The sequence below is a fragment of the Nonomuraea rosea genome, assembly GCF_039539705.1.
Taxonomy (GTDB): Bacteria; Actinomycetota; Actinomycetes; order Streptosporangiales; family Streptosporangiaceae; genus Nonomuraea; species Nonomuraea rosea.
Genome location: NZ_BAABDQ010000027.1, coordinates 37768 through 57560 on the forward strand (window position 1 = coordinate 37768; position 19793 = coordinate 57560).

17 protein-coding genes are annotated in these 19793 nt (G+C 70.2%); 6 read left to right on the plus strand and 11 right to left on the minus strand.

What is annotated here, in order from left to right:
• Positions 1–134 precede the first annotated feature (134 nt).
• Positions 135–1001 (plus strand): alpha/beta fold hydrolase, encoded by an 867-nt coding sequence (locus ABEA43_RS43815; protein ID WP_345571734.1) that lies wholly within the window; start codon positions 135–137, stop codon positions 999–1001.
• Positions 1002–1377: 376 nt separating this feature from the next.
• On the opposite strand, the gene ABEA43_RS43820 is transcribed toward ABEA43_RS43815, so the two are convergent.
• Entirely contained in the window at positions 1378–2868 is a 1491-nt protein-coding gene (locus ABEA43_RS43820) for a hypothetical protein (RefSeq protein ID WP_345571736.1), read from the minus strand.
• 447 nt (positions 2869–3315) lie between these two features.
• Here ABEA43_RS43820 and ABEA43_RS43825 point away from each other — a divergent pair, with 447 nt between their 5' ends.
• From ABEA43_RS43825 to ABEA43_RS43845, 5 genes are all read left to right on the plus strand, one after another.
• On the plus strand, positions 3316–4074 hold the full coding sequence (locus ABEA43_RS43825; protein WP_345571737.1) for an IclR family transcriptional regulator: 759 nt from the start codon (positions 3316–3318) through the stop codon (positions 4072–4074).
• Between the two features lie 252 nt (positions 4075–4326).
• Positions 4327–5205 (plus strand): SMP-30/gluconolactonase/LRE family protein, encoded by an 879-nt coding sequence (locus tag ABEA43_RS43830; protein ID WP_345571738.1) that lies wholly within the window; start codon positions 4327–4329, stop codon positions 5203–5205.
• 86 nt (positions 5206–5291) lie between these two features.
• Positions 5292–5522 carry a hypothetical protein gene (locus tag ABEA43_RS43835; protein ID WP_345571740.1) on the plus strand — a complete coding sequence of 77 codons (231 nt, stop codon included), beginning with the start codon at positions 5292–5294 and terminating at the stop codon, positions 5520–5522.
• Positions 5459–5701 carry a type III PLP-dependent enzyme domain-containing protein gene (locus ABEA43_RS43840; protein ID WP_345571742.1) on the plus strand — a complete coding sequence of 81 codons (243 nt, stop codon included), beginning with the start codon at positions 5459–5461 and terminating at the stop codon, positions 5699–5701. Before ABEA43_RS43835 ends, ABEA43_RS43840 begins: the two co-directional genes overlap by 64 nt.
• Before the next feature lie 15 nt (positions 5702–5716).
• A complete protein-coding gene (locus ABEA43_RS43845; RefSeq protein WP_345571743.1) occupies positions 5717–6481 on the plus strand; it encodes an SDR family NAD(P)-dependent oxidoreductase in 765 nt (254 codons plus the stop codon).
• A 71-nt stretch (positions 6482–6552) separates the two neighbouring features.
• On the opposite strand, the gene ABEA43_RS43850 is transcribed toward ABEA43_RS43845, so the two are convergent.
• The 10 genes from ABEA43_RS43850 to ABEA43_RS43895 form a co-directional block, all read right to left on the minus strand.
• Entirely contained in the window at positions 6553–8775 is a 2223-nt protein-coding gene (locus ABEA43_RS43850; RefSeq protein WP_345571745.1) for a spherulation-specific family 4 protein, read from the minus strand.
• A 16-nt stretch (positions 8776–8791) separates the two neighbouring features.
• On the minus strand, positions 8792–10132 hold the full coding sequence (locus tag ABEA43_RS43855; RefSeq protein ID WP_345571747.1) for an ABC transporter substrate-binding protein: 1341 nt from the start codon (positions 10130–10132) through the stop codon (positions 8792–8794).
• A 15-nt stretch (positions 10133–10147) separates the two neighbouring features.
• Positions 10148–11017 carry a carbohydrate ABC transporter permease gene (locus ABEA43_RS43860; protein ID WP_345571749.1) on the minus strand — a complete coding sequence of 290 codons (870 nt, stop codon included), beginning with the start codon at positions 11015–11017 and terminating at the stop codon, positions 10148–10150.
• 12 nt (positions 11018–11029) lie between these two features.
• On the minus strand, positions 11030–11962 hold the full coding sequence (locus ABEA43_RS43865; protein ID WP_345571751.1) for a carbohydrate ABC transporter permease: 933 nt from the start codon (positions 11960–11962) through the stop codon (positions 11030–11032).
• Positions 11959–13011: an amidohydrolase family protein gene (locus ABEA43_RS43870; RefSeq protein ID WP_345571753.1), complete on the minus strand. Its 1053-nt coding sequence runs from the start codon at positions 13009–13011 to the stop codon at positions 11959–11961. The genes ABEA43_RS43865 and ABEA43_RS43870 overlap by 4 nt, the downstream gene beginning before the upstream one ends.
• Before the next feature lie 11 nt (positions 13012–13022).
• Positions 13023–14315, minus strand: coding sequence for an alpha-galactosidase (gene melA, locus ABEA43_RS43875; protein ID WP_345571755.1), 1293 nt, complete (start codon positions 14313–14315; stop codon positions 13023–13025).
• Positions 14316–14318: 3 nt separating this feature from the next.
• On the minus strand, positions 14319–15263 hold the full coding sequence (locus ABEA43_RS43880; protein ID WP_345571757.1) for an alcohol dehydrogenase catalytic domain-containing protein: 945 nt from the start codon (positions 15261–15263) through the stop codon (positions 14319–14321).
• 513 nt (positions 15264–15776) lie between these two features.
• Positions 15777–17216 carry an RICIN domain-containing protein gene (locus ABEA43_RS43885; RefSeq protein ID WP_345571759.1) on the minus strand — a complete coding sequence of 480 codons (1440 nt, stop codon included), beginning with the start codon at positions 17214–17216 and terminating at the stop codon, positions 15777–15779.
• Positions 17217–17244: 28 nt separating this feature from the next.
• Positions 17245–18663, minus strand: a complete 1419-nt coding sequence (locus ABEA43_RS43890) for a pectinesterase family protein (RefSeq protein ID WP_345571761.1) — start codon at positions 18661–18663, stop codon at positions 17245–17247.
• 358 nt (positions 18664–19021) lie between these two features.
• Positions 19022–19780: an alpha/beta hydrolase gene (locus ABEA43_RS43895; RefSeq protein ID WP_345571763.1), complete on the minus strand. Its 759-nt coding sequence runs from the start codon at positions 19778–19780 to the stop codon at positions 19022–19024.
• Between the last annotated feature and the right edge of the window lie 13 nt (positions 19781–19793).

The window sequence follows — 19793 nt, forward strand, 5'->3', positions numbered from 1 at the left end:
AGCAGGTAGCCGGAAACGGGCGTAGGAACGGGTGCGAATGGGTGCAGAATTCGAGGGCCCGCCACGGTGAGCCGACCGATGAGTTTCGCCGCTCTCGCCGGTCTACATGGCAAACGTCCAGAAGGAGCGACCACATGACCGAGCCCAAGACCCACACTCTCGAAGTGCCCGGCGCCACCCTGCACTACGACGTCAGAGAGGGCGGCGCGAGCGACGGGCCGATCCTGCTGATGATCGGCTCGCCGATGGACGCCACCGGGTTCGCCACTCTGGCGGGGCACTTCGGCGACCGTACAGTGGTGACCTACGACCCGCGGGGGATCGGGCGCAGCGAGCGGACCGACGGCGTCGCCGAGTCGACGCCCGACCTGCACGCCGACGACCTGGACCGGCTGATCGCCGCGCTCGGCGGCGGGCCGGTGGACATCTTCGCCAGCAGCGGGGGCGCCGTCAACGGGCTGGCGCTGGTGGCCCGGCACCCGGAGCGGGTCCGTACGCTGGTGGCGCACGAGCCTCCGGCCGCCCAGACCCTCCCCGACCGCAAGGAGGCGCTGGCCGCGGTGGTGCACATCCGCGAGACGTACGACCGCGACGGGTTCGGCGCGGCGATGGCGAAGTTCATCGTGATCACCAGCCTGCGAGGCGACATCCCGGCCGATTTCGCCGACCTGCCCACGCAGAGCCCGGCGGACTTCGGGATGCCCACCGAGGACGACGGCTCCCGTGACGACGCGCTGTTCAGGCAGAACCTCATCACCTGTACGCACTACGAGCACGACTTCGAGGCGGTGCGCGCGGCGCAGACCCGCGTCGTCGTCGGCGTCGGCGTCGAATCGGAGGGGGAGATGGCCTGCCGTTCGGGCGCGGCGGTCGCCGAGCGTCTCGGCACGAAGCCCGTCGTCTTTCCCAGCGGTCACGGCGGTTTCCTCGGCAACGAGTTCGGCATGCCGGGCGACCCGGACGCCTTCGCCGTCACGCTCCGCCAGGTCCTGAACGGGTAAGCAGCCCGCGACGTACGACGTGTCCCCTCCGAAGTACCGCGACGTATGGCGTGTCCCTGCTCCGAAACACCGGGGCGAGCGGGGACACGTCGTTTTCGCATGTGCGCGTGAGCGGAGCAGTGCGGCATGAGGGCGGGGGCCTTGTGCCGCACAACCGGACGCGCACCGTGATGCCATGAAAGGTGGCTGCGCCGTGACCTGCTGGCCCGGTTGGACATGTCGCGGGATGAACGACGGCCCGCCCGGACTGTGGCCGGTGGAGGACCCCGAGCGGCTTGATGAGCGCAGGGCCGAGGCCGGGCTGGAGCCGCGCGGGTTATAACGCCGGGGTGGGGCCGCGCGCGGACTACGACGGCGGGCTGGAGCTGCACGCGGATTACGGCGCCGGGATGCGTACCGGCTGGACGTCCTGACGCTCAGGAGATGTGCCGCGCCTCGACCGGAAGAGCAGTGCGGCGGCGAGGCAGGCGACCGGGATCACCGGGAGTACGTAGCGATGGTCGAAGTCCAGGACGGCGACCGGGCCGACGAGCAGCCCCATCGCGATCGCCCACGGCAGCAGCGCCGTGCGTGGCCGCCGGGCCGCCGCGACCGCGCCGAGCAGCAGGATCGCGCCCAGCAGCGGCCCGCGCAGGTAGGCGACGTACTGGTAGGCGACCAGGAAGTCCGCGTACGGTCCCGTCGACGACAGGCCGCGGATGTCCGGGTCGTACTCGCGTTTCACCTTGTCGATCAGCGGCTGCTCCGGCAGCGGCCAGTGCCCGAGGCCGAAGCCGAAGGCCGGGGTGACGCGCGCCGGGTGCGCGATCGGGGTCCAGGCGAAGGCGATGGAGGTGTCGCGTACGACCTCGCGCAGGTAGTCCAGCGGCTGGGCGGCGATCACGCGGAGCGCGAACGAGCGGGCCAGGTCGTTGTGCTGGAACCGGTCGCCGGGCAGCAGGTTGAGCGAGGACCCGGGTGCCCACACGTATTCGGAGGCGGCGTCCACCACCGTGCCGTTGGGGCACAGCGCGGCCTGTTCCGGGGGTGGCTGGACGGCCCGGCAGTCGGCGAAGGTCATCGTGCGGGCCCACAACGCGACCCCGTCCGCGCCGCTCAGCGCGTACCGGCCGTGGTGCTGCCCGTACCAGGCGGCGTACGCGGCCAGGGGCAGCGTCCCCGCCAGGGCCAGCGCGGCCAGCCGCCGCCATCCCGCCCGCCATCCCGCCCGCCACCCTGCTCGCCGCAGCGTCAGGGCCAGCAGGACGAGGAGGACGAGGAGGACGAGGAGGAGCAGCGGGAGCGCGATCGTACGGGTCAGCGCGGCGAGGGCGAACAGCAGGCCGGCCGTGACGGCGGCGCGCGCCGACAACTCAGGCGACCACATCAGCACGGCCAGCCCGGCCACGATGAGGAAGATGAACTGGGTGTCGGACAGGACGGCGTGCTCCAGTCGCAGGAACGACGCGTCGAACAACCCCGGCACGGTGGCCAGCGCCGCCCCCCAGCCCGGCACCGACCTGCGGCGCAGCACCGCGTAGATCAGTACGGCGACGGCCAGGCCCATGGCGTGCTGGACCCCCGCGATCAGCTCGACGCTGTGGGCCGGCCACAGCGCCCTGAGCAGCAGCGGATAGCCGATCGGGTGGAACGCGGCCGAGGGCGCGAGGTGGACGGCGGTGTCGAGGTAGGTGAAGGAGTCGTACCAGTAGAGCTGGGCGGGGTGGTAGCCGAGCATCGTCACCACGCGCAGGGCGGCGGCGAGCCCGAGGAACACGGCGAAGACGCGGTGGCCGGCGAGGGCGGCGGCCAGGGTGGCGGCGCGAGTGGCAGCGCGGGTGGCGGCGCGGTGGGGCGATGGCAGGGCGGAGCGGAGGTCTGCGAGCACGCAAGATCCGATCGTCGTGAAGGGGGTTCGGGCGCGCGGAACAGACCGCATGGCGGTTTCGGGGGTGGCGCGTTCAGGCGCTCTCACCCCGGGACGGAGGGCGCGATGCGTTCATGCCGGCGCTCGCCGTGGGGCGGGAGGTCGGGCGTCCGGATGCCCGACGCCTTGTACGTGTCTCGATCGTGGGGGTTGTTTCACCCCAGATCCAGAAATTTCCTCCAGCGGCCGGGCGAGACGGCACCGGACGCCCGCCGGTGACCGCCGGCCAGGGACCGCCGGCCAGGGACCGCCGGTCAGGGACCGCCGGTCAGGGACCGGCGGCCAGGGACCGGCGGTTCCCACCAGCGGCCCGAGCAGGACCCTCAGGGCGACGGGAGCGCGGCGCTTCGTGCGTGATTCCGCATTACGCGCTAGCATTCCATAAAGCGGAACAGATCGGAGAGCTCAGTGGCTGAGGCCCAATCCCCGGTGGGGAGCGTCGACCGTGCCCTGCTGATCCTGCAGGAGATCGGCAAACACAGCAGGGGCGTTACGCTCGACGAACTCGCCACCCGGCTCGGCCTGCCCAAAAGCTCGCTGCACCGCCTGCTCGGCGCGCTGAAACACCGGGGGTTCGCGGCGCAGCCCGAGCCCAGCGGGCCCTACTTCCTCGGCACGGAGATGCTGGCCACGGCCTTCAGGTTCTACGAGACGATGGATCTGCGCACCCTCGTTCGCCCGCTGCTGCTCAAGGTGAGCGAGGAGTTCACGGAGACCGTGCACATGGCGATGCTGGACGGCGGCGAGGTCGTCTACCTCGACAAGGTGGAGGCGGTGCGGTCGATCACGATGACCTCGGTCGTCGGCGGCCGTAACGCGGCCCACTGCACGGGCGTCGGCAAGGCGTTGCTGGCGTGGACCTACCCCACGGACGAGGCGGTGAAGGGCTGGGCCGAGCGGTTCGGCCCGCTGGCCACCAGGACCCGTAACACCATCACCAGCCCGGCCAAGCTGGCCACCCACCTCGACCAGATCCGGCAGCGCGGCTACTCGCTGGACCTGGAGGAGAACGAGCCGGGCGTGCGCTGCGTGGCGGCCCCCGTGTTCATGGGCAGGACCGCGCCCGTCGTGGCGGTGAGCGTGACCGCGCTGAAGGACCGGATGTCCCCGGCGCGGATGGAGGAGATCGGCCACGGCCTGATGCGGGCGGTGGCCGAGCAGGTGTGACCCCCGCCCCCCGCCGAGCAGGTGCGACGCCGATGCCCTGGGAGCCAGGCGCGACGCCACCCCCGGCGCGCAGGCCGTCCGGCGAGCCAGGTGCGACCGCCGACGCTCGCCGAACAGGCGCGACCGCCGACGCTCGCCGAACAGGTGCCCCCGCCGACGCCGGCTGAGCAGGTGCGATGCGGCCACCCGCCGCGCAAGCTTTCGGGTCGGCCACGTTTGGAATGAGATTCCGTCTAGCGGATCAAGGAGTGGATGATGGAGCTGCAGGCGGTGCCGGTCCCGAGGGCCCGGCTCGGTGAGGGCCCCCGCTGGGACGCGGGCACGGGGACGCTGCTGTGGGTGGACATCCCCGCAGGGCTGGTCCACCGGCTCGACCCGGCCGGCGACGAGCAGGAGACGATCGACGTCGGCCAGCCCGTCGGGGTGGCCGTCCCGCGCGCCGAGGGCGGCCTGGCGCTGGCCGTACGAGACGGATTCGCCGTGCTGGCCGACGGCGAGCCGGCCGTACGGGACGGATTCGCCGTGCTGGCGGACGGCGAGCTGATCGTGACGGCGGCGGTGACCGCCGCCGAGCGACCCGGCAACAGGATGAACGACGGCGCCTGTGACCGGGCGGGCCGGTTCTTCGCCGGCACCAAGGCCGAGGACGACACGCCGGGGGCGGGCAACCTCTACCGGCTGGACCCCGGCCGGAGCTGCGAGCGCGTCCTGACCGGGGTGACGATCTCCAACGGCATCGGCTGGAGCCCCGACGAGCGCCTGTGCTACTACGTGGACACCCCGAGCGATCAGGTGGACGTCTTCGACTACGACCCGGCGACGGGAGAGCTGACCGGCCGCCGGAGGTTCGCCCGGCTCCCGCAGCCCGACGGGCTCACGGTGGACGCGGCCGGATACGTGTGGGTGGCGCTGTGGGGCGGCGCGTCGGTCGTCCGGCTGCGGCCGGACGGCGGCCACGACCTGACCCTCCAGGTGCCCGCGGCCAACGTCACGAGCTGCGCCTTCGGCGGTCCCGGCCTCGACGACCTGTACGTGACCACCGCATGGGACGGCAGCACCGGCGGCGAGCTGTGGCGCTGCCGCACCCCGTTCACCGGCCTGCCCGCCAACCCCTTCCGCGACCTCGCCTAGCAAGCGTTCCGCTATTCGGAATACTAGTGCACGATACGGAATGGATGCTATCTTCGGGACAACCCCTCCGGAGGAGTCGTTCATCCATGTATCCCGAGCTCGACACCCCGTCCCTCGTCATCGACCTCGACGCGGTCAGGGCCAACGTCGCCGAGATGGCCAGGGCGGCCGCCGCGCACGGCGTCCGGCTGCGCCCGCACATCAAGACCCACAAGGTGCCCGAGCTGGCGCGGATACGGCTCGACGCGGGCGCGTGCGGCATTCGACGATGCGCCTCGGAGTGGCCACGGAGGAGACGGCCGCGGCCCGCGTGCTGACCACCGTGGTCGCCCGCCTGGAGCCGGGGCACCACCACGAGCTGCCGGTCGGCACGCGGGCCCAGCTCATCCCCAGTCACGCCTGCTCGGCCGTCAACCTCTTCGACCTCGCGTACGGCGTCGAGAACGGGCAGGTCACCACCGAACTCCGCGTCGCCGCCCGCGGCGCGGTGCGCTGAACGGAAGGAAAGACCATGCGGGGACTCGCGGGCAAGCGGGTACTGATCAGCGGCGGCAGCAGCGGCATCGGCGCCGCCACGGCCCGCCGGTTCCTGGAGGAAGGCGCCAGGGTCGTGCTCGGCGGGCTCGACCAGGCCGAGGTGGACGCCGCGGTGGCGGAGCTCTCGGCGCTGGGGGAGGTGCACGGGCTGGCCGGCGACGTCAGCGCGCAGGCCGACGTCGAGCGGCTGGTGGACGGCGCGGTCGAGGCCCTGGGCGGCCTCGACGTCCTGGTCAACAACGCCGGCACGGCCTGGCGCGAGCCGTTCCTGGAGATCACCCCAGACCACTGGGACCGGATCATGGCGGTGAACCTGCGCGGCATGTTCCTCGTCGCCCAGGCCGTCGCCCGGCACCTGGTGGCGCAGGGCTCCGGCGGGGTCATCCTCAACATGTCCTCCACCAACGGCCTGGGCGGCGAGGCCGACTACGCCCACTACAACGCCTCCAAGGGCGGCGTGCTGCTGCTCACCAAGACCATGGCCGTCGAGCTGGGCAAGCACCGCATCCGCGTCAACGCCCTGTGCCCCGGCTACATCCAGACCCCGCTCAACGCGTCGATCTCGGCCGGGCTGGAGGGCGACTTCGTCTCCTCCTACGAGCGCGACCACATCCCGCTCGGCCGGGCCGGGCTGGCGGAGGAGGTCGCGGCCGGGTACGCGTTCCTGGCCTCCGACGACGCGGCCTTCGTGCACGGCACGGAGCTGGTCATCGACGGCGGCCAGCTCGCCATCATGTAGTTCACGGCAGTGTTCATGGCAGTGGCCACCGTTCCCGGCGAGGGACGGTGGCCACTTCTGTGTGCGGGTGATCAGGGCTTGGTGACCGTGATCACCGTCGGGGCGTAGTCGTTCCTGGTGCCGTCCGTGGCGTGGAAGACGATCTTGTGGGTGTTGCCGGTGCCGGTCAGCGCCGAGACCGGCACCGACCACTGGTACAGGCCGTCCGTGCTGGAGACCAGCGGGCTCACGCCGGCCACCGCGCTCCATGACCAGGCCGTCGCGGCGCCGGTCTTCTGGAAGAGCGTGTTGTTCTCGATCATGTACTCGGCGCCGATGGTGTTCACCGACCAGCCCGTCTGGTAGTCCGCGTCGGTGTCGATGAAGACGTGGTAGCTGGTGTACGGGAGGTTGAACTGGGCCGTGTACGTCGCCGTGGTGGCGTCGATCGTCGCCGCCGTGTCGTCGATCGGGACGATCGGGTTGGCGGCGGTGGTGACGGAGATGACGTTCGGGGCGTAGTCGTTCCGATCGCCGTCCGTACCGTGGAAGACGATCTTGTGGATGTTGCCGGTGCCGGTCAGCACCGAAGCGGGCACCGACCACTGGTACAGGCCGTTGGCGTCGGAGACCAGCGGGCTCACGCCGGCCACCACGCTCCACGACCAGTCGGCCGCGGCGCCGGTCTTCCGCAGGAGCGTGTTGTTCTCGATCATGTACTCGGCGCCGATCGTGTTCACCGACCAGCCCGTCTGGTAATTCGCGTCGGTGTCGATGAAGACGTGGTGACCCGAGTAGGGCAGGTTGAACTGGGCGGTGTAGGTCTCCGTGGTCGCGTTGCTCGTCGCCGCCGCACCGGTGACCGGCACCGGATTGGTGGTGGTGACGGCCACCGCGGCCGACTGCGCCGAGGCGCGGCCGGTCGTGTCACGGGCCCGCACGGTGAAGCTGTAGGACGTGTTGAGCGCCATGCCGCCGAGGTTGACGCTGGTGACGCCGCCGGGCACGGACAGCTCCCGCACGCCGTTCTTGAACACGTCGTAGAAGGCCACGCTGTCGCCGGAGTCGCTGTCCGTCGAGGCGGCCCAGGTCAGCTTGACGCTGGTCGGGCCCACGTTGGACGCCACCGGTGTGCCGGGCACGGTGGGGGTGCTCGCGCTGAGCGCCGAGGTGGTCACGGACAAGGCCGTACCGGCCGCCGAGACGTTCCCCGCCCGGTCCCGCGCCTTCACCGTGAAGCTGTAGGCCGTGGCGGCGGTGAGACCGCCCACGTCGAAAGTGGTCGCCGACGGCGTGCGGTTGGCCTCGGTGCCGATCTTCACGCTGCCCTGGTAGACGTCATAGCCGACCACGCCGGGGTAACCGGCCGAGGTCCAGCTCAGGCGCAGGCTCGTGGCCTTCACCAGGCTCGCGGTGGGCGTGGCGGGCGTCGCGGGCACCGCGCCGCCGCTGCCCTTCGCGGCCGTGACCTCCGGCGACATGTACGGGGGCAGCTTGTCCCACGGGTTGGCCAGCTGGTCGTCGGTCACGTACACGTACCCGGCGTTGTTGGCCTTGGACGTGGAGATGACCGTGGCCAGCGCCGCCGCGTCGGGCACGTCGTAGATCAGGTGCCAGATCCGCTTGGGGTCGGCGGTGGCCTCCCACGCGGACGGCAGGTAAGGGTCCTGCCGGTTGAGGTAGGAGCCGTAGGACCCTTCGAAGGTCACGAGGATGTCGGCCGCGTTCTGGAAGCACGCGGCGGGCGAGACGCCCGGGTTGGCGATGGTGACCGCACCCGGGTGGTACGCCTTCACGTACGCGGTGGTCTCGCGGTAGAGGTTCGCCCAGGTCTCGCTGCCCGAGGTGGGCCCGCAGGCGTTCTGCGCCTGGTCGAAGAAGATCCCGTCGATCGAGGAGCCGTAGAACTGGTACCACTTGTTGATGTCGGACTGGATCTGCGCCCGCCAGTCCTCGATCGCCAGGGAGCCGAGCCGCGTCTTGTTCGCGGCAAGGCCGGTGGTGCCGAAGTAACCGGTGTCCACGTAGCCGATGACCTTGATCCCGGCGGCGTGCGCGGCCGACAGCGCGGCCGTGTAGTCCGCCTTGACCGAGTTGCCCGGACCGTTGGCGACGTTGGCGACCACCACGCCCGGCTTGTCGGTCGCCGTGGTGAGCTGGCTCCAGTAGTCAGGCGTGCCGCCGGGAAGGAAGTAGGCGGGCACCGCCACCTGCTGGTCGAGAACGGCCTCAGCCGCGTGCGCAGGCGTGGTGGCCAGCAGCGGGACGGCTAACAACGTGGCGCCGAGCAGCGTGCGCCAGCGAAGGTTACGCATGTACACCCTTTCTTGCTTACTGGAACAGTGCGTTTACTTCGGTGTTGGCTGCGGGGAGCGCCGTCTTGGCGTCGGCGGTGCCCAGGAGGACCGACGAGATCGCGGTGTCCATGATTTCGTTGATCTTGTCGGCGTTGTCGGTGACCGGCAGCAGGAACGTGCCGTCGGGGGCGTTGGCCTCCTCCACGAACGGCTTCACGTCACGCCCGGCCGCCTCGTGCGCGGCCAGCGCCTTCTCCGAGGCGGTGGTGATCGCGGGCAGCACCTCGGTGGTGGCCGCGATCAGGTCCTGGCACTCCGCGGAGGAGGTGAACTTGACCCACTGCCAGGCCTCCTCCTTGTGCTTGGTCCCGGCGTAGATCGCGTCGGAGACGCCGTTGATCGGCGTCTTGCGGCCCTGCGGCCCGGCCGGCAGCGGCGCGACGGCGAGGTTGAGCGTCTTGTTGTCCAGGTACGGCTTGGCCATCCAGGACCCGGCCATGACCATCGCGGTCTTGCCGCCCTGCAGCACGGCGTCGCCGCCGAGCGCCGACTGCTTGTCGTACGGCGGCGCGTACCCCTTCTTGATCAGCCCGGCGAACCAGTCGATCGTCTCGGCCAGCTTCGGGTCGTCGTAGAAGTACTTGCTGCCGAACGGGTTCTTGTCCAGGTACTTGAAGCCGTTGGCGGCCGCGAAGCCCGCCCAGCCGGTCTGGCCGAGCGAGCCCGTGTTGTAGTCGGGCGCGATCCCGTAGACGGCCACGTCGTCCTTGTCGAAGCCGGGGTCGGTGCCCCGCTTGCCCTTCTTGTCCACGGTGAGCGCGGCGATGGCCTTCTCGAACGTGCCGCCGTCCTGCGGGTTCCAGGTCCAGCTCGCGAAGCCGGCGGCGTCCAGCCCGGCCTTCTTCACCTGGTCCTTGTCGAAGAAGACGCCGATGGTGTCCCAGTCGAGCGGCAGGCCGTAGCGCTTGCCGTCGCGCACCCAGATGTCGGCCAGGCCCTTCTGGTACTGGTTCAGGTCCACCTTGTCGCGCGCCACGTACTCGCTGATGTCGAGGAGCTGGTTGTTCTTGGCGAACTGCGGATAGTAGGCGACCGAGTCGCGGAAGACGTCGGGGGCGGTGCCCGAGACGACCTGCGTGGTGAGGTTCTGCCAGTACTGCGCCCACGCCACCGAGCTCAGCTTGATCGTGATGGTGGGGTTCTTCTTGGTGAAGGCGTCGGCGCACTGCTTGTACGCGGGCACCTGGCTGTCGACCCACATCACGTAGTTGAGCGTGACGGGCCCGCCGCCCGCCTCGGCGCCGCCCCCGCACGCCGCGGTGACGGTGACGAGGCCGGCCAGGGCCAGGAGGGCGCGAGTCTTTCTGCTGGACATCGGGGGGTCCTTTACTTACTTGATGCCGGTGAAGTTGAGCGAGTTGGCCAGCCGCTTGCCGAAGACGAGCAGGAGCAGCAGGACGGGGATCACGGAGAGGGTCGAGCCGGCCATCAGGCCCGTCCAGTCGGGACGGGCGTTCGGCGACTGCTGCAGGAACACGCCGAGCGCCACGGTGAGCACCCGGCTGCCCTCCTCCTGGCCGACGAGCAGCGGCCAGAGGTAGTCCTTCCAGGCGTAGACGCCGTTGATCAGGGCGATGGTGATCAGCGGGCCCTTCGACATGGGCAGCGCGACGCGCCAGAAGACGCCCCACACGCCCGCGCCGTCGATGACCGCGGCCTCCTCGACCTCACGCGGCAGGGACAGGAAGAACTGCCGCAGGAAGAAGACGGTGAACGGGGTCATCAGCAGGATCGGCGCGACCAGCCCGGCGAAGGTGTTGAGCAGGCCCAGGTTGCGGACCAGGGCGAAGTTCGGCAGCAGCGTGAAGATCGGCGGGACCATCAGCGCGGAGACGAACACCGAGAACAGCGCCTCCCTGCCCCGGAAGCGCAGCCGGGCCAGCGCGTAGCCGGCCATCGCGCACGACAGCGTCTGCACCACGACCACGACCGTCGTGTACACGACGGAGTTGCGCAGATAGAGGACGAAGTCCAGGGAGGCGCCCGAGCCGCCGGCGGCCTGCGCCTCGGCGAAGGAGGAAAGGCCCAGCACCCGTTTGAAGTTCGCCCAGGTGAAGTGCTGCGGCCACAGCGAGAAGTTGTCGGAGAAGAGATGGTGGGCGTCGGTGAGCGCCGTACGCACCATCCAGTAGAAGGGGAACACGGTCACCAGGACGGCCAGCCCCAGCACCGTCCAGGCGAGGATCCTGCCTGCGCGCATGTCGGGCCGCTCCTATCCGAGGTCCGAGTCGGACGCGCGCATCAGGCGCATCTGGATGTAGGTGAGCACGCCGAGGACCAGCACCAGGCTGAGCGCCATGGCCGCCGCGTAGCCCATCCGGAAGTGGGTGAACGCCTCCTGGTAGATGTAGTAGTAGATGACCTTGGTGGCGTTGATCGGGCCGCCCTTGGTGGCGACCGCGATGGTGTCGAAGATCTGGAAGCAGCCGATCACCGAGACCACCAGGACCAGGGCGAGCACCGGGCGCAGCAGCGGGAGCGTGATGCGGAAGAAGGTGCGGATCTCGCCCGCGCCGTCCATCGCCGCGGCCTCGTACACCGAGTTCGGGATCTGTAGCATGCCCGCGTACAGCAGCAGCGCCACATATCCGACCGACGCCCACGTGGTCACCGCGGCGACGCTCGGCATCGCCTCGGCCGGCGAGTTGAAGAAGCCGTGCGTGGACATGCCCATGGCGTCCAGGAGCTGGTTGACGAAGCCGAGGTTGGCGTCCAGCAGCCACAGCCACAGCAGCGCGGTGGCCACGTTCGGCACCAGCCAGGGCAGCAGCAGCGTGGCCCGCAGCACCACCGACTTGGTCAGCCGGTGCATGAGCGCGGCCAGCACCAGCGCCAGCGAGAGCTGGCCGACCAGGTTCAGCGCCGTGTTGTAGCCGGTGAGCAGCAGCGCCTTCCAGAACAGCGGGTCGGTGGCCAGCTCGGCGTAGTTGTCCATGCCGACGAACTCGGGGTCGGACAGCAGGTTCCAGTCGGTGACCGAGAGCCAGACGCCGCGGATGCTGGGATAGATGTAGAACGCGGCGAAGCCGATCACCGTCGGCAGCAGGAACATCAGCGCGTACCTGCCCTGACCGCCCTCCGCGCTGTGGCGCTGCTTGAAGGCGGGCTTGAAGGACGGCTTGCCGCGGGTGAGCGTCGCGGTCATGCCAGCCTCGGCACGAGGTCGAGCGCGTTGCCCGCGTAGACCCGCTGGAGCACGTCGTCCGGCAGGTCGAGACCGGAGATCGTCCAGCGGCCCATCAGCGGCGGATCGTCCAGCGAGTGCGCGAACGCCTCGTCGTCGGTCTCCATGAACCGGAAGTGGATCCGGTAGCTCTCGCGGTCCGGCGGGATCTCGTCGGTGCCGAACAGCACCCGGCCCGGGTGCCGCAGCATCAGCGCGCGCGTGGCGCGCGGCTGGCGGCCCAGCTCGGCGACGCGCGCCGCGATGTCGATGTGGAAGTTCGGGTACGTGTCCAGCATCCGGCTCGCGAAGCCCAGGTTCTCCGGCCAGCAGCCCGCGTGCACCCCGATCACCGTGGTCGCGGGATGCCTGGCGATCATCGACTCCATGGCCTCCATCAGCCGCTCGAACGGCGGGAACTCAGGCCCGGAGAAGTTCCAGTCTGGCCGCGCGGCCAGCAGTTCGAGCCGCTCGTTGCGCTCGTCCACCGGCTCGAAGAAGGCCACCGGGTCGGCGGTGTGCAGCGCGATCGGGATGCCCGCCTCGCCGACGGCCGCCCACAGGTCGTCGAGCCGGGGGTCGTCGAGCATGACCAGCTCGCCGCGGTCGTCGCGGACCCGCAGGCCCACGTCCTTCCACACCTTCAGCCCGGCCGCGCCCTCGGCCACGTTCCGCCGGAGCTGCGCGGCCAGCCGCTCGCCGAAGCCCGGCTCCGCCGTCTGCGACCAGTCGACGTGGCAGAACGTGGCGAACCTGCCGGGGTGGGCCGCGTCGTAGCGCTCGATGTTCTCGGCCAGCTCACGTCCCCAGCGGCCGTCGAGGTTGACCATGCCGCGCAGGTTGAGCTCGTCCATCAGCCCGATCAGGGCCGGGACGTCCTTGACCATCCAGTCGCCGTCCTCGCTCAGCCAGCGGCCGAGGTGGATGTGGGCGTCGACGACGGGCACGCAGGCGCGATCGATCTCGTGGACCGCGACCCGCAGCTGGGAAACCGGCCGGTATCGGGACAACGGCGGGTCGGCAGCGCACATGATTTCCTCCTCTAGTTCCGGATGCCGGCGGGCAGCAGGTCGCCGTGAGCCGCGATCAGGTCGTCCACCAGCTCGCGGATCTTACGGACCGGGAGCGTGGCGGCGGTGTTGGGGTCGAGCAACGCGGCCTGGTAGACGTGGTCGCGCCGGCCTTCGAGCGCCGCCTTCACGGTCAGCTCGCTGACGTTCAGCAACGTCCGGTTCAGCGCGGCGACCTGGGCGGGCAGCTCGCCGACGCGCACCGGCTGCACGCCGGCCCGGTCCACGTGGCAGGGCACCTCGACGGTGGCCTCGTGCGGCAGGTTGGAGATCAGCCCGGCGTTGCGCACGTTGCCGTGGATCATCCGGCGGGTCCCGGTCTCCATCGAGTGGATGGCCAGCGAGGCCAGCTCTTCGCCGCGCCTGATCGGCACGCCCCGGCCCTCTTCGAGCGAGCGCTTGTACGTCTCGTACTCCTCGAAGCCGTCGGCCAGCCATTCGAGGTAGACGCCGACCGGGATCCGGTAGTGCGCCACCTCCTCCTCGTGCGGCAGGAACCACGGCAGGTACTCCGAGCCGTGCTCGCTGGACTCCGTCGGGAAGTAGCCGAAGCTCCGGTAGACCTCGACGCGGACCCGGCGGGCCAGCTCGGGGTCCTTCTCGATCAGCTCGTCCAGCCGGTCGTAGAGGTTCTCGCCGGCCCGCTCGAAGCGCAGGACGAACGCCTGGTGGTTGACGCCCGCGGTGAGGAAGGAGATCTCCTCTTCCGGCACGCCGACCATCCTGGCCAGGGTCTTCTGGGTGTCGCGGGCGGCGTGGCAGACGCCGACGACGTTTTTGAACGGGGTGCCCGCGTACACCGACCACGGGATCATCGACATCGGGTTGGTGTAGGTGAACAGGGTGGCGTCCGGGGCCAGCTCGGCCAGGTCGTTCCCGATCCCGACCATGACCGGGATCGTGCGCAGGGCGCGGAAGATGCCGCCGATGCCGAGCGTGTCGGCGATCGTCTGGCGGACGCCGTACCCGGCGGGGATCTCGAAGTCGCGCTTGACGGCGTCCAGGCCGCCCACGGCGATCTCGTTGATCACGTAGTCGGCGCCGGCCACCGCGGCCCTGCGGTCGGCGTGCGCCTCGATCGTCGCGCCGGCGCCCAGCTCGGCGACCATCCACTCGGCCATCGCCGTGGCGGTGTCGAGGCGGGCCTGGTCGATGTCGTGGAGCACGATCGTCGACTCCGACAGCTCCGGAAACGTCAGGAGATCGGAGAGGAGGTTCTTCGCGAACGTGATGCTGCCGGCGCCCACGAGGACGATGCGGGCCATGGGCTACCTCGCTTCCGGGGTCAGCAGAGCCTTGACGGGGGTGGCGCGGCCGTTCATCAGCGTGGTGAAGACGGCCGCGCCCTCGTCCAGGGGGAAGGTCTCGACCCAGCTCAGGTCCCAGCCCGTGACCAGCTCGATCGCTCCGGCGAAGTCGGCGGCGTCGTAGGCGAAGGAGCCCAGCACCCGCTTCTCGCCGCGTACCAGGTCGAGGGCGTCGTAGCCGGCCACGTGGTCGGCCAGGCCGAGCCAGATGGCCACGCCGCCGGGGCGCAGGCGGGCCAGCGACTGCTGGTGGGTGACGGCGGCGCCGACCGCGTCGAAGACGACGTCGTACTCGCCGGTCAGCTCCTGGCCCGCGGCGCTCGCGCCGAGCCGGGCGGCGATCTCCAGCCGCTCCGGTGAGCGGTCGGCGATCTCGACCGAGGCCGCGCCGCCGGACAGGGCCACCTGCAGGCAGGTCAGGCCGATCGCGCCCGCGCCGAGCACGCCGACCCGGGCGCCGGCCGGACGCCCGGCCAGCCGCCAGGCGTGCACGGAGTTGGCGGCGGGCTCGACGACGCCCGCGGCGGTCCAGCCGAGCCCGACCGGCAGCGGCACCACGGCCGCCGCGGGCACCGCGACGCGCTCGGCGAACGCGCCGGGCCGGTGCACGCCGATGATCTGCCGGTTCCTGCACACGTTGGGCAGCCCGGCCGCGCACACGTCGCACGTGCCGCAGGACAGGATCGGGTTGACCGTCACCGCCTGCCCGTCATTGGTACGCCCGGCGAACTCGTGCCCCATCACCAGCGGCGGCACCCGGAACCCCGGGGTCCTGACGCCGTGCAGCTCGCTGCCGCAGATGCCGGAGGTGACCACGTGCACCAGCACCTCGTCCCGGCCGACCGACGGCTCGGGCACGTCCTGCGGCTCGACGACACCCGGCCCGGTGAAGACCAGCGCCTTCACCGCGGTTCACCGGCCATCGAATGCGCGCGTTCCATGGAGCTCCGTTCTCAAGTGATTGCCATCATTCCGCAATAAGGAATGACGTTCCGAAGATGGCGCTAGCAGACCACTGAGGCCGAGAGTGTGTCAAGAGGTCCCGGCGGACATGACGGGGCGCTGTGGCGCACATCAGGAGGGGTCGCAGAGGTGAGCGGGAGCGGCTCCGCCGGGTCCGGCCCGTCGTGAGCTCGGGTTTTAGACTGCCGGGTGCGCCTGGCGAGCGGTGTTTGTCTTATTCCGCTTCACGGAATGCAACCCTGCCAGTCAGAATTAATCGGCGGTCAGTCTCCGGCGCCAGAACCTGCTCCCTCCAGCGCACGATACCGGGCCACGGCCTGCTCGGTGTATCCGAGGGCGGCGACGGAATCGCCGAGATCCTCGGTGACGAGGGCCAGGTTGGCCAGCGGCTTTCCGGTGGTGAGCCCGTCCAGCCGTGAGCCCGTCCGGACGGGCGCCGGACGGGCTTGGGCGGCTTCAGGCGCCGATGCTGGCCTGCGGCCCCGCGTACGACCTGAGCAGGGACGGCACGTCGGCGGCCGGGTCGAGGGTGTAGGAGTAGAACGAGCTGGGCGTGAAGGCCGAGCCGCTGGTGGTCTGGTTGCCGGTGCAGGAGACGCAGACGCTGCCGCTCTGCCGGAGCTGGGCGGTGGCGTCGGGGTAGTAGGGGTCCTTGACCGACTGGTAGTAGCTGTTCTCGATGACCATCTTGGTGGCGCCGCGCGCGTAGTTGCCGTACGACGTCACGTTCTGCAGGTAGTTGTTGTAGAGGTGGGCGTAGGCGACGTTGTCGGTGCTGGGGTTGCGCTGGTTGGTGTCGTGGATCCAGTTGTGGTGGATCGTCATGCGGGCGGTGACGTTCTCGGTCCAGCCGATGCCGAAGGACTTGTTGTTCTCCGACAGGACGTTCCAGGACACGGTGAGGTAACTGGTGTCCTTGCGGCTGTCGATCAGGCCGTCGTTCATCCGGGTGATCGTGTTGTGGTCGATCCAGATGTGGTGGGCGGTGTCCATCTGGATGCCGTCGTAGTCGTAGAGCTTGTCGTCGGGGTCGTCGTCGGCCATCCGGGTGTCGCGGATGGTCAGGTTGCGGATGATGACGTTGCTGACGCCTTCGCCCAGGAAGAAGCCGCCGTTGAGGATGTGGCCGGCGGTGCCGGCGCCGACGATGGTCTTGTTGGAGGTGACCTTGATCTCGGTGCCGTACGGGGCGACGGTGATCGCGCCGTTGACGCGGATGACGTACGGGGTGCCGGCGGTGGCGTATCTGACCAGGTCGGCGTAGGTGGTGACGGTGACGGTGGGGCCCGCCGCGCCGCCCGTGGTGCCGCCGCCGGTGGCCGCGAACCCGTCGGCGTTGGTCGGCCAGGTGCGCCCGCCGCCCACCGGCTCGAACGCCCACTGCTTGTTGGTGTTGGCGGTGCAGGTCTCCTGGATGATCGCGGCGCCGTTGGCCGTGGAGGCGCCCTCGTCGCTGGCGCACAGGCCGCTGGCGACGTTGGCGATCTGGTACGTGCCGCTGCCTGAGGTGGTCAGGCGCCATTGCTGGTTGGTCTTGGTGCCGTCGCCGCAGCCCCATTGCTGCAGGCGGGCGCCGGAGGTGGTGGTGCCGCTGGGGACGTCGAGGCAGCGTCCGCTGTTGACGTTCACCAGGTTGTAGATCCCGGAGCCTGCCGACTTGAGGGTGAACTGCTGCCAGGCCGAGCCGCTGCAGCCCCATTGCTGGAGCAGTGCGCCGTTGTCCTTCGAGCCGGCCACCACGTCCAGGCACATGCCGCTCTTGGTCACTTTGAGCTGGTAGACGCCGCCCGCCACGGGCACGGCCGCCTGCGCGGAGGAGGGGACCAGCCCGAGCGAGGCCACGACGGCGGCGGCTGCCACGGCCGCCGCGCGGGCCCGGATGTTCGTGAAACGCATGATCATCCTTCTGGAGAGGGGGAGCGGGTCAGCCGACGGGGTTCCAGCCGTCGGATCCGGCGAGGTACCTCTGCGGGGTGTAGTTCGGGGCCTGGGCGTCGCTGAGCTGCGGCCGGTTGGCGTTCGTGCCGGCGCCCGCGCCGGTGTTCCGGTACTCGGTGAAACGGGCGTTCTTCCACGAATTCGTGGACATGTCGGTCCACGGCTGGCCGGTGTTGATCACCGAGCTGAGCGTGGACTCGCGGTAGAGGACCTGGGCGTCGGGGCGCCAGGGGCGGCCCAGGGTGGTGGTGCCGGCCGAGGCCGCGCCGGAGATGCGGGACTTGTAGAACAGGAAGCCGTACGTCTTGGCGGCCGCCGTGCTGGCGGCCGTGATCGGGCCGCCGGTGCTGCGCTTCTCGTAGATGTCGCAGTTGTCGAAGACGATGGTGCCGCCGCCGAAGATGAAGTCGACGGTGCCCTCGATGTAGGAGTTCGAGACGTACGCGCGGGCCGAGTCGTTGACCAGGAACGTGTCCTGGTCGCCGAGCAGGCGCACGCCGGACAGGCGGGCGCGGTCGGCGGTCAGGTTGAGCGCGAGCGCCTGGTGACCGGTGACGGCCGGGTCCTCGTTGAAGTCGTTCGAGATCGTCAGGTTGGTCGCGACGAAGTCGTGGCCGTCGACGAACGCGGTGGCGCTGCCGGATGTCCCGTATGCACCGGCATAGTGGTTGTTAACGATAACAGTCTGGCTCGCCGAAGAACCGAGGCCCTGCAGCGTGACGTACGGCTTGTTCGAGGGCACCCGGACGATCTCCCGGTATGTCCCGGGCGCGATGGTGATCGTCACCCGGCTCGCGTTCCCCGAGGGCACGGCGTCGATGGCGGCCTGCACGGTCCGGTAGGTGCCGCTGCCGTCCGCCGCGACCGTGGCCTTCGCGGCCGAGGTGAAGGCCCACTGCTTGTTGGTGTTGGCGGTGCAGGTCTCCTGGATGATCGCGGCGCCGTTGGCCGTGGAGGCGCCCTCGTCGGACATGCACAGGCCGCTGGCGACGTTCGCGATCTGGTAGGTGCCGCTGCCTGAGGCGGTCAGGCGCCATTGCTGGTTGGTCTTGGTGCCGTCGCCGCAGCCCCATTGCTGCAGGCGGACGCCGGAGGTGGTGGTGCCGCTGGGCACGTCGAGGCAGCGTCCGCTGTTGACGTTCACCAGGTTGTAGATCCCGGAGCCTGCCGACTTGAGGGTGAACTGCTGCCAGGCCGAGCCGCTGCAGCCCCATTGCTGGAGCAGTGCGCCGTTGTCTTTGGAGCCGGCCACCACGTCCAGGCACATGCCGCTCTTGGTCACTTTGAGCTGGTAGACGCCGCCGGCCACAGGCGCGGCCGCCGCCTGGGCGGCCGTCGGCGGCGCCACCCACGCGGTCGCCGCGGCGGCGAGCAGGGCGATGCCTTTGAGTTTACGCACGAACATCTCGTGGGTTCTCCTTTCCTCGTAGCCACCGAGGAAGAAGTACGCCTAATAGATATGTCAAGTCAACAAACTAATTCACACTGAAAAGGGGAGGTCGCGGCTGAAACTTTCACGCGGGACCCTGCGATCGCGCTGGTAGGAAGGCCGTCAAAGGGCGGCGTGGTAATCGGCGCGGTCCGGGTAGCGAAATTTTCGAATTTATGCGGATCCTGGCTGCTGGGGGTGTCCGCGGACTTTTCTGGCGCCTTTTCTGGGCGTTGACGCCGTCCTCGTTGTGGCGCAACGTTCCAGCAGCCGGTCTCGCGGAAGGAGGCGCCGTGCGTACGGAAACCGTCCCGTGCTCGACCGGCGGCAGGCGTCAGGAAGAACGCGGGCCGAACCCCTGGGCGGCGAGCCAGGTGGCGCACAGTCCGGGCCAGGCGGACGCGGCCGGCACGTCCTGCGCGAGCCCCAGCCCGTGCTTGCCCTCAGGAAAGACATGCAGCTCGTACGGCGTCCCGGCGCGGGCGAGCGCACCCGCGAACAGCAGGCTGTCGGTGGCGGGCACCGACTCGTCCGCCGCGGTGTGCCACAGGAAGGCGGGCGGCGTGTCCGCGGTCACGTTGAGGTGCGCGGACAGGGCCGCCGCCTGCTCCTCGGTGCCGTCGGGGCCGAGCAGCTGGCGGCGCGACCAGGAGTGGCTGCGCGCGCCGGTGAAGTCGATGACGGGATATCCGAGCACGATGGCGTCCGGGCGCTCGACCCGCGGGGCCGTCGCGAGAGTGGCGGTGAGGTGGCCACCGGCGGAGAAGCCCATGACGGCGACGCGACCGGCGCCGCGCTCCCTGACCACGCGTACGGCCTGGCGCAGGTCGTTCAGGGGAGCGGGGTGCAGCGGCGCGCGGCCTGGCTCGTCCCCGATCACCCGGTAGCGCAGGACGTACGCGTCGATGCCCAGCGTGACGAGCCAGCGGGCCACGTCGGCGCCCTCGTGCGCGGCCAGCCCGGAGTACCCGCCGCCGGGACACACCACCACCGCCCCGGCAGCGGGCTCGGCGGCGGGGTAGAACGTGAGACCAGGAGCTTCGGCGGTCGCCGGACCCGGGGGAGTCCCCGGCCAGAGCGGGACATCGGTCATGTACGCGGACACT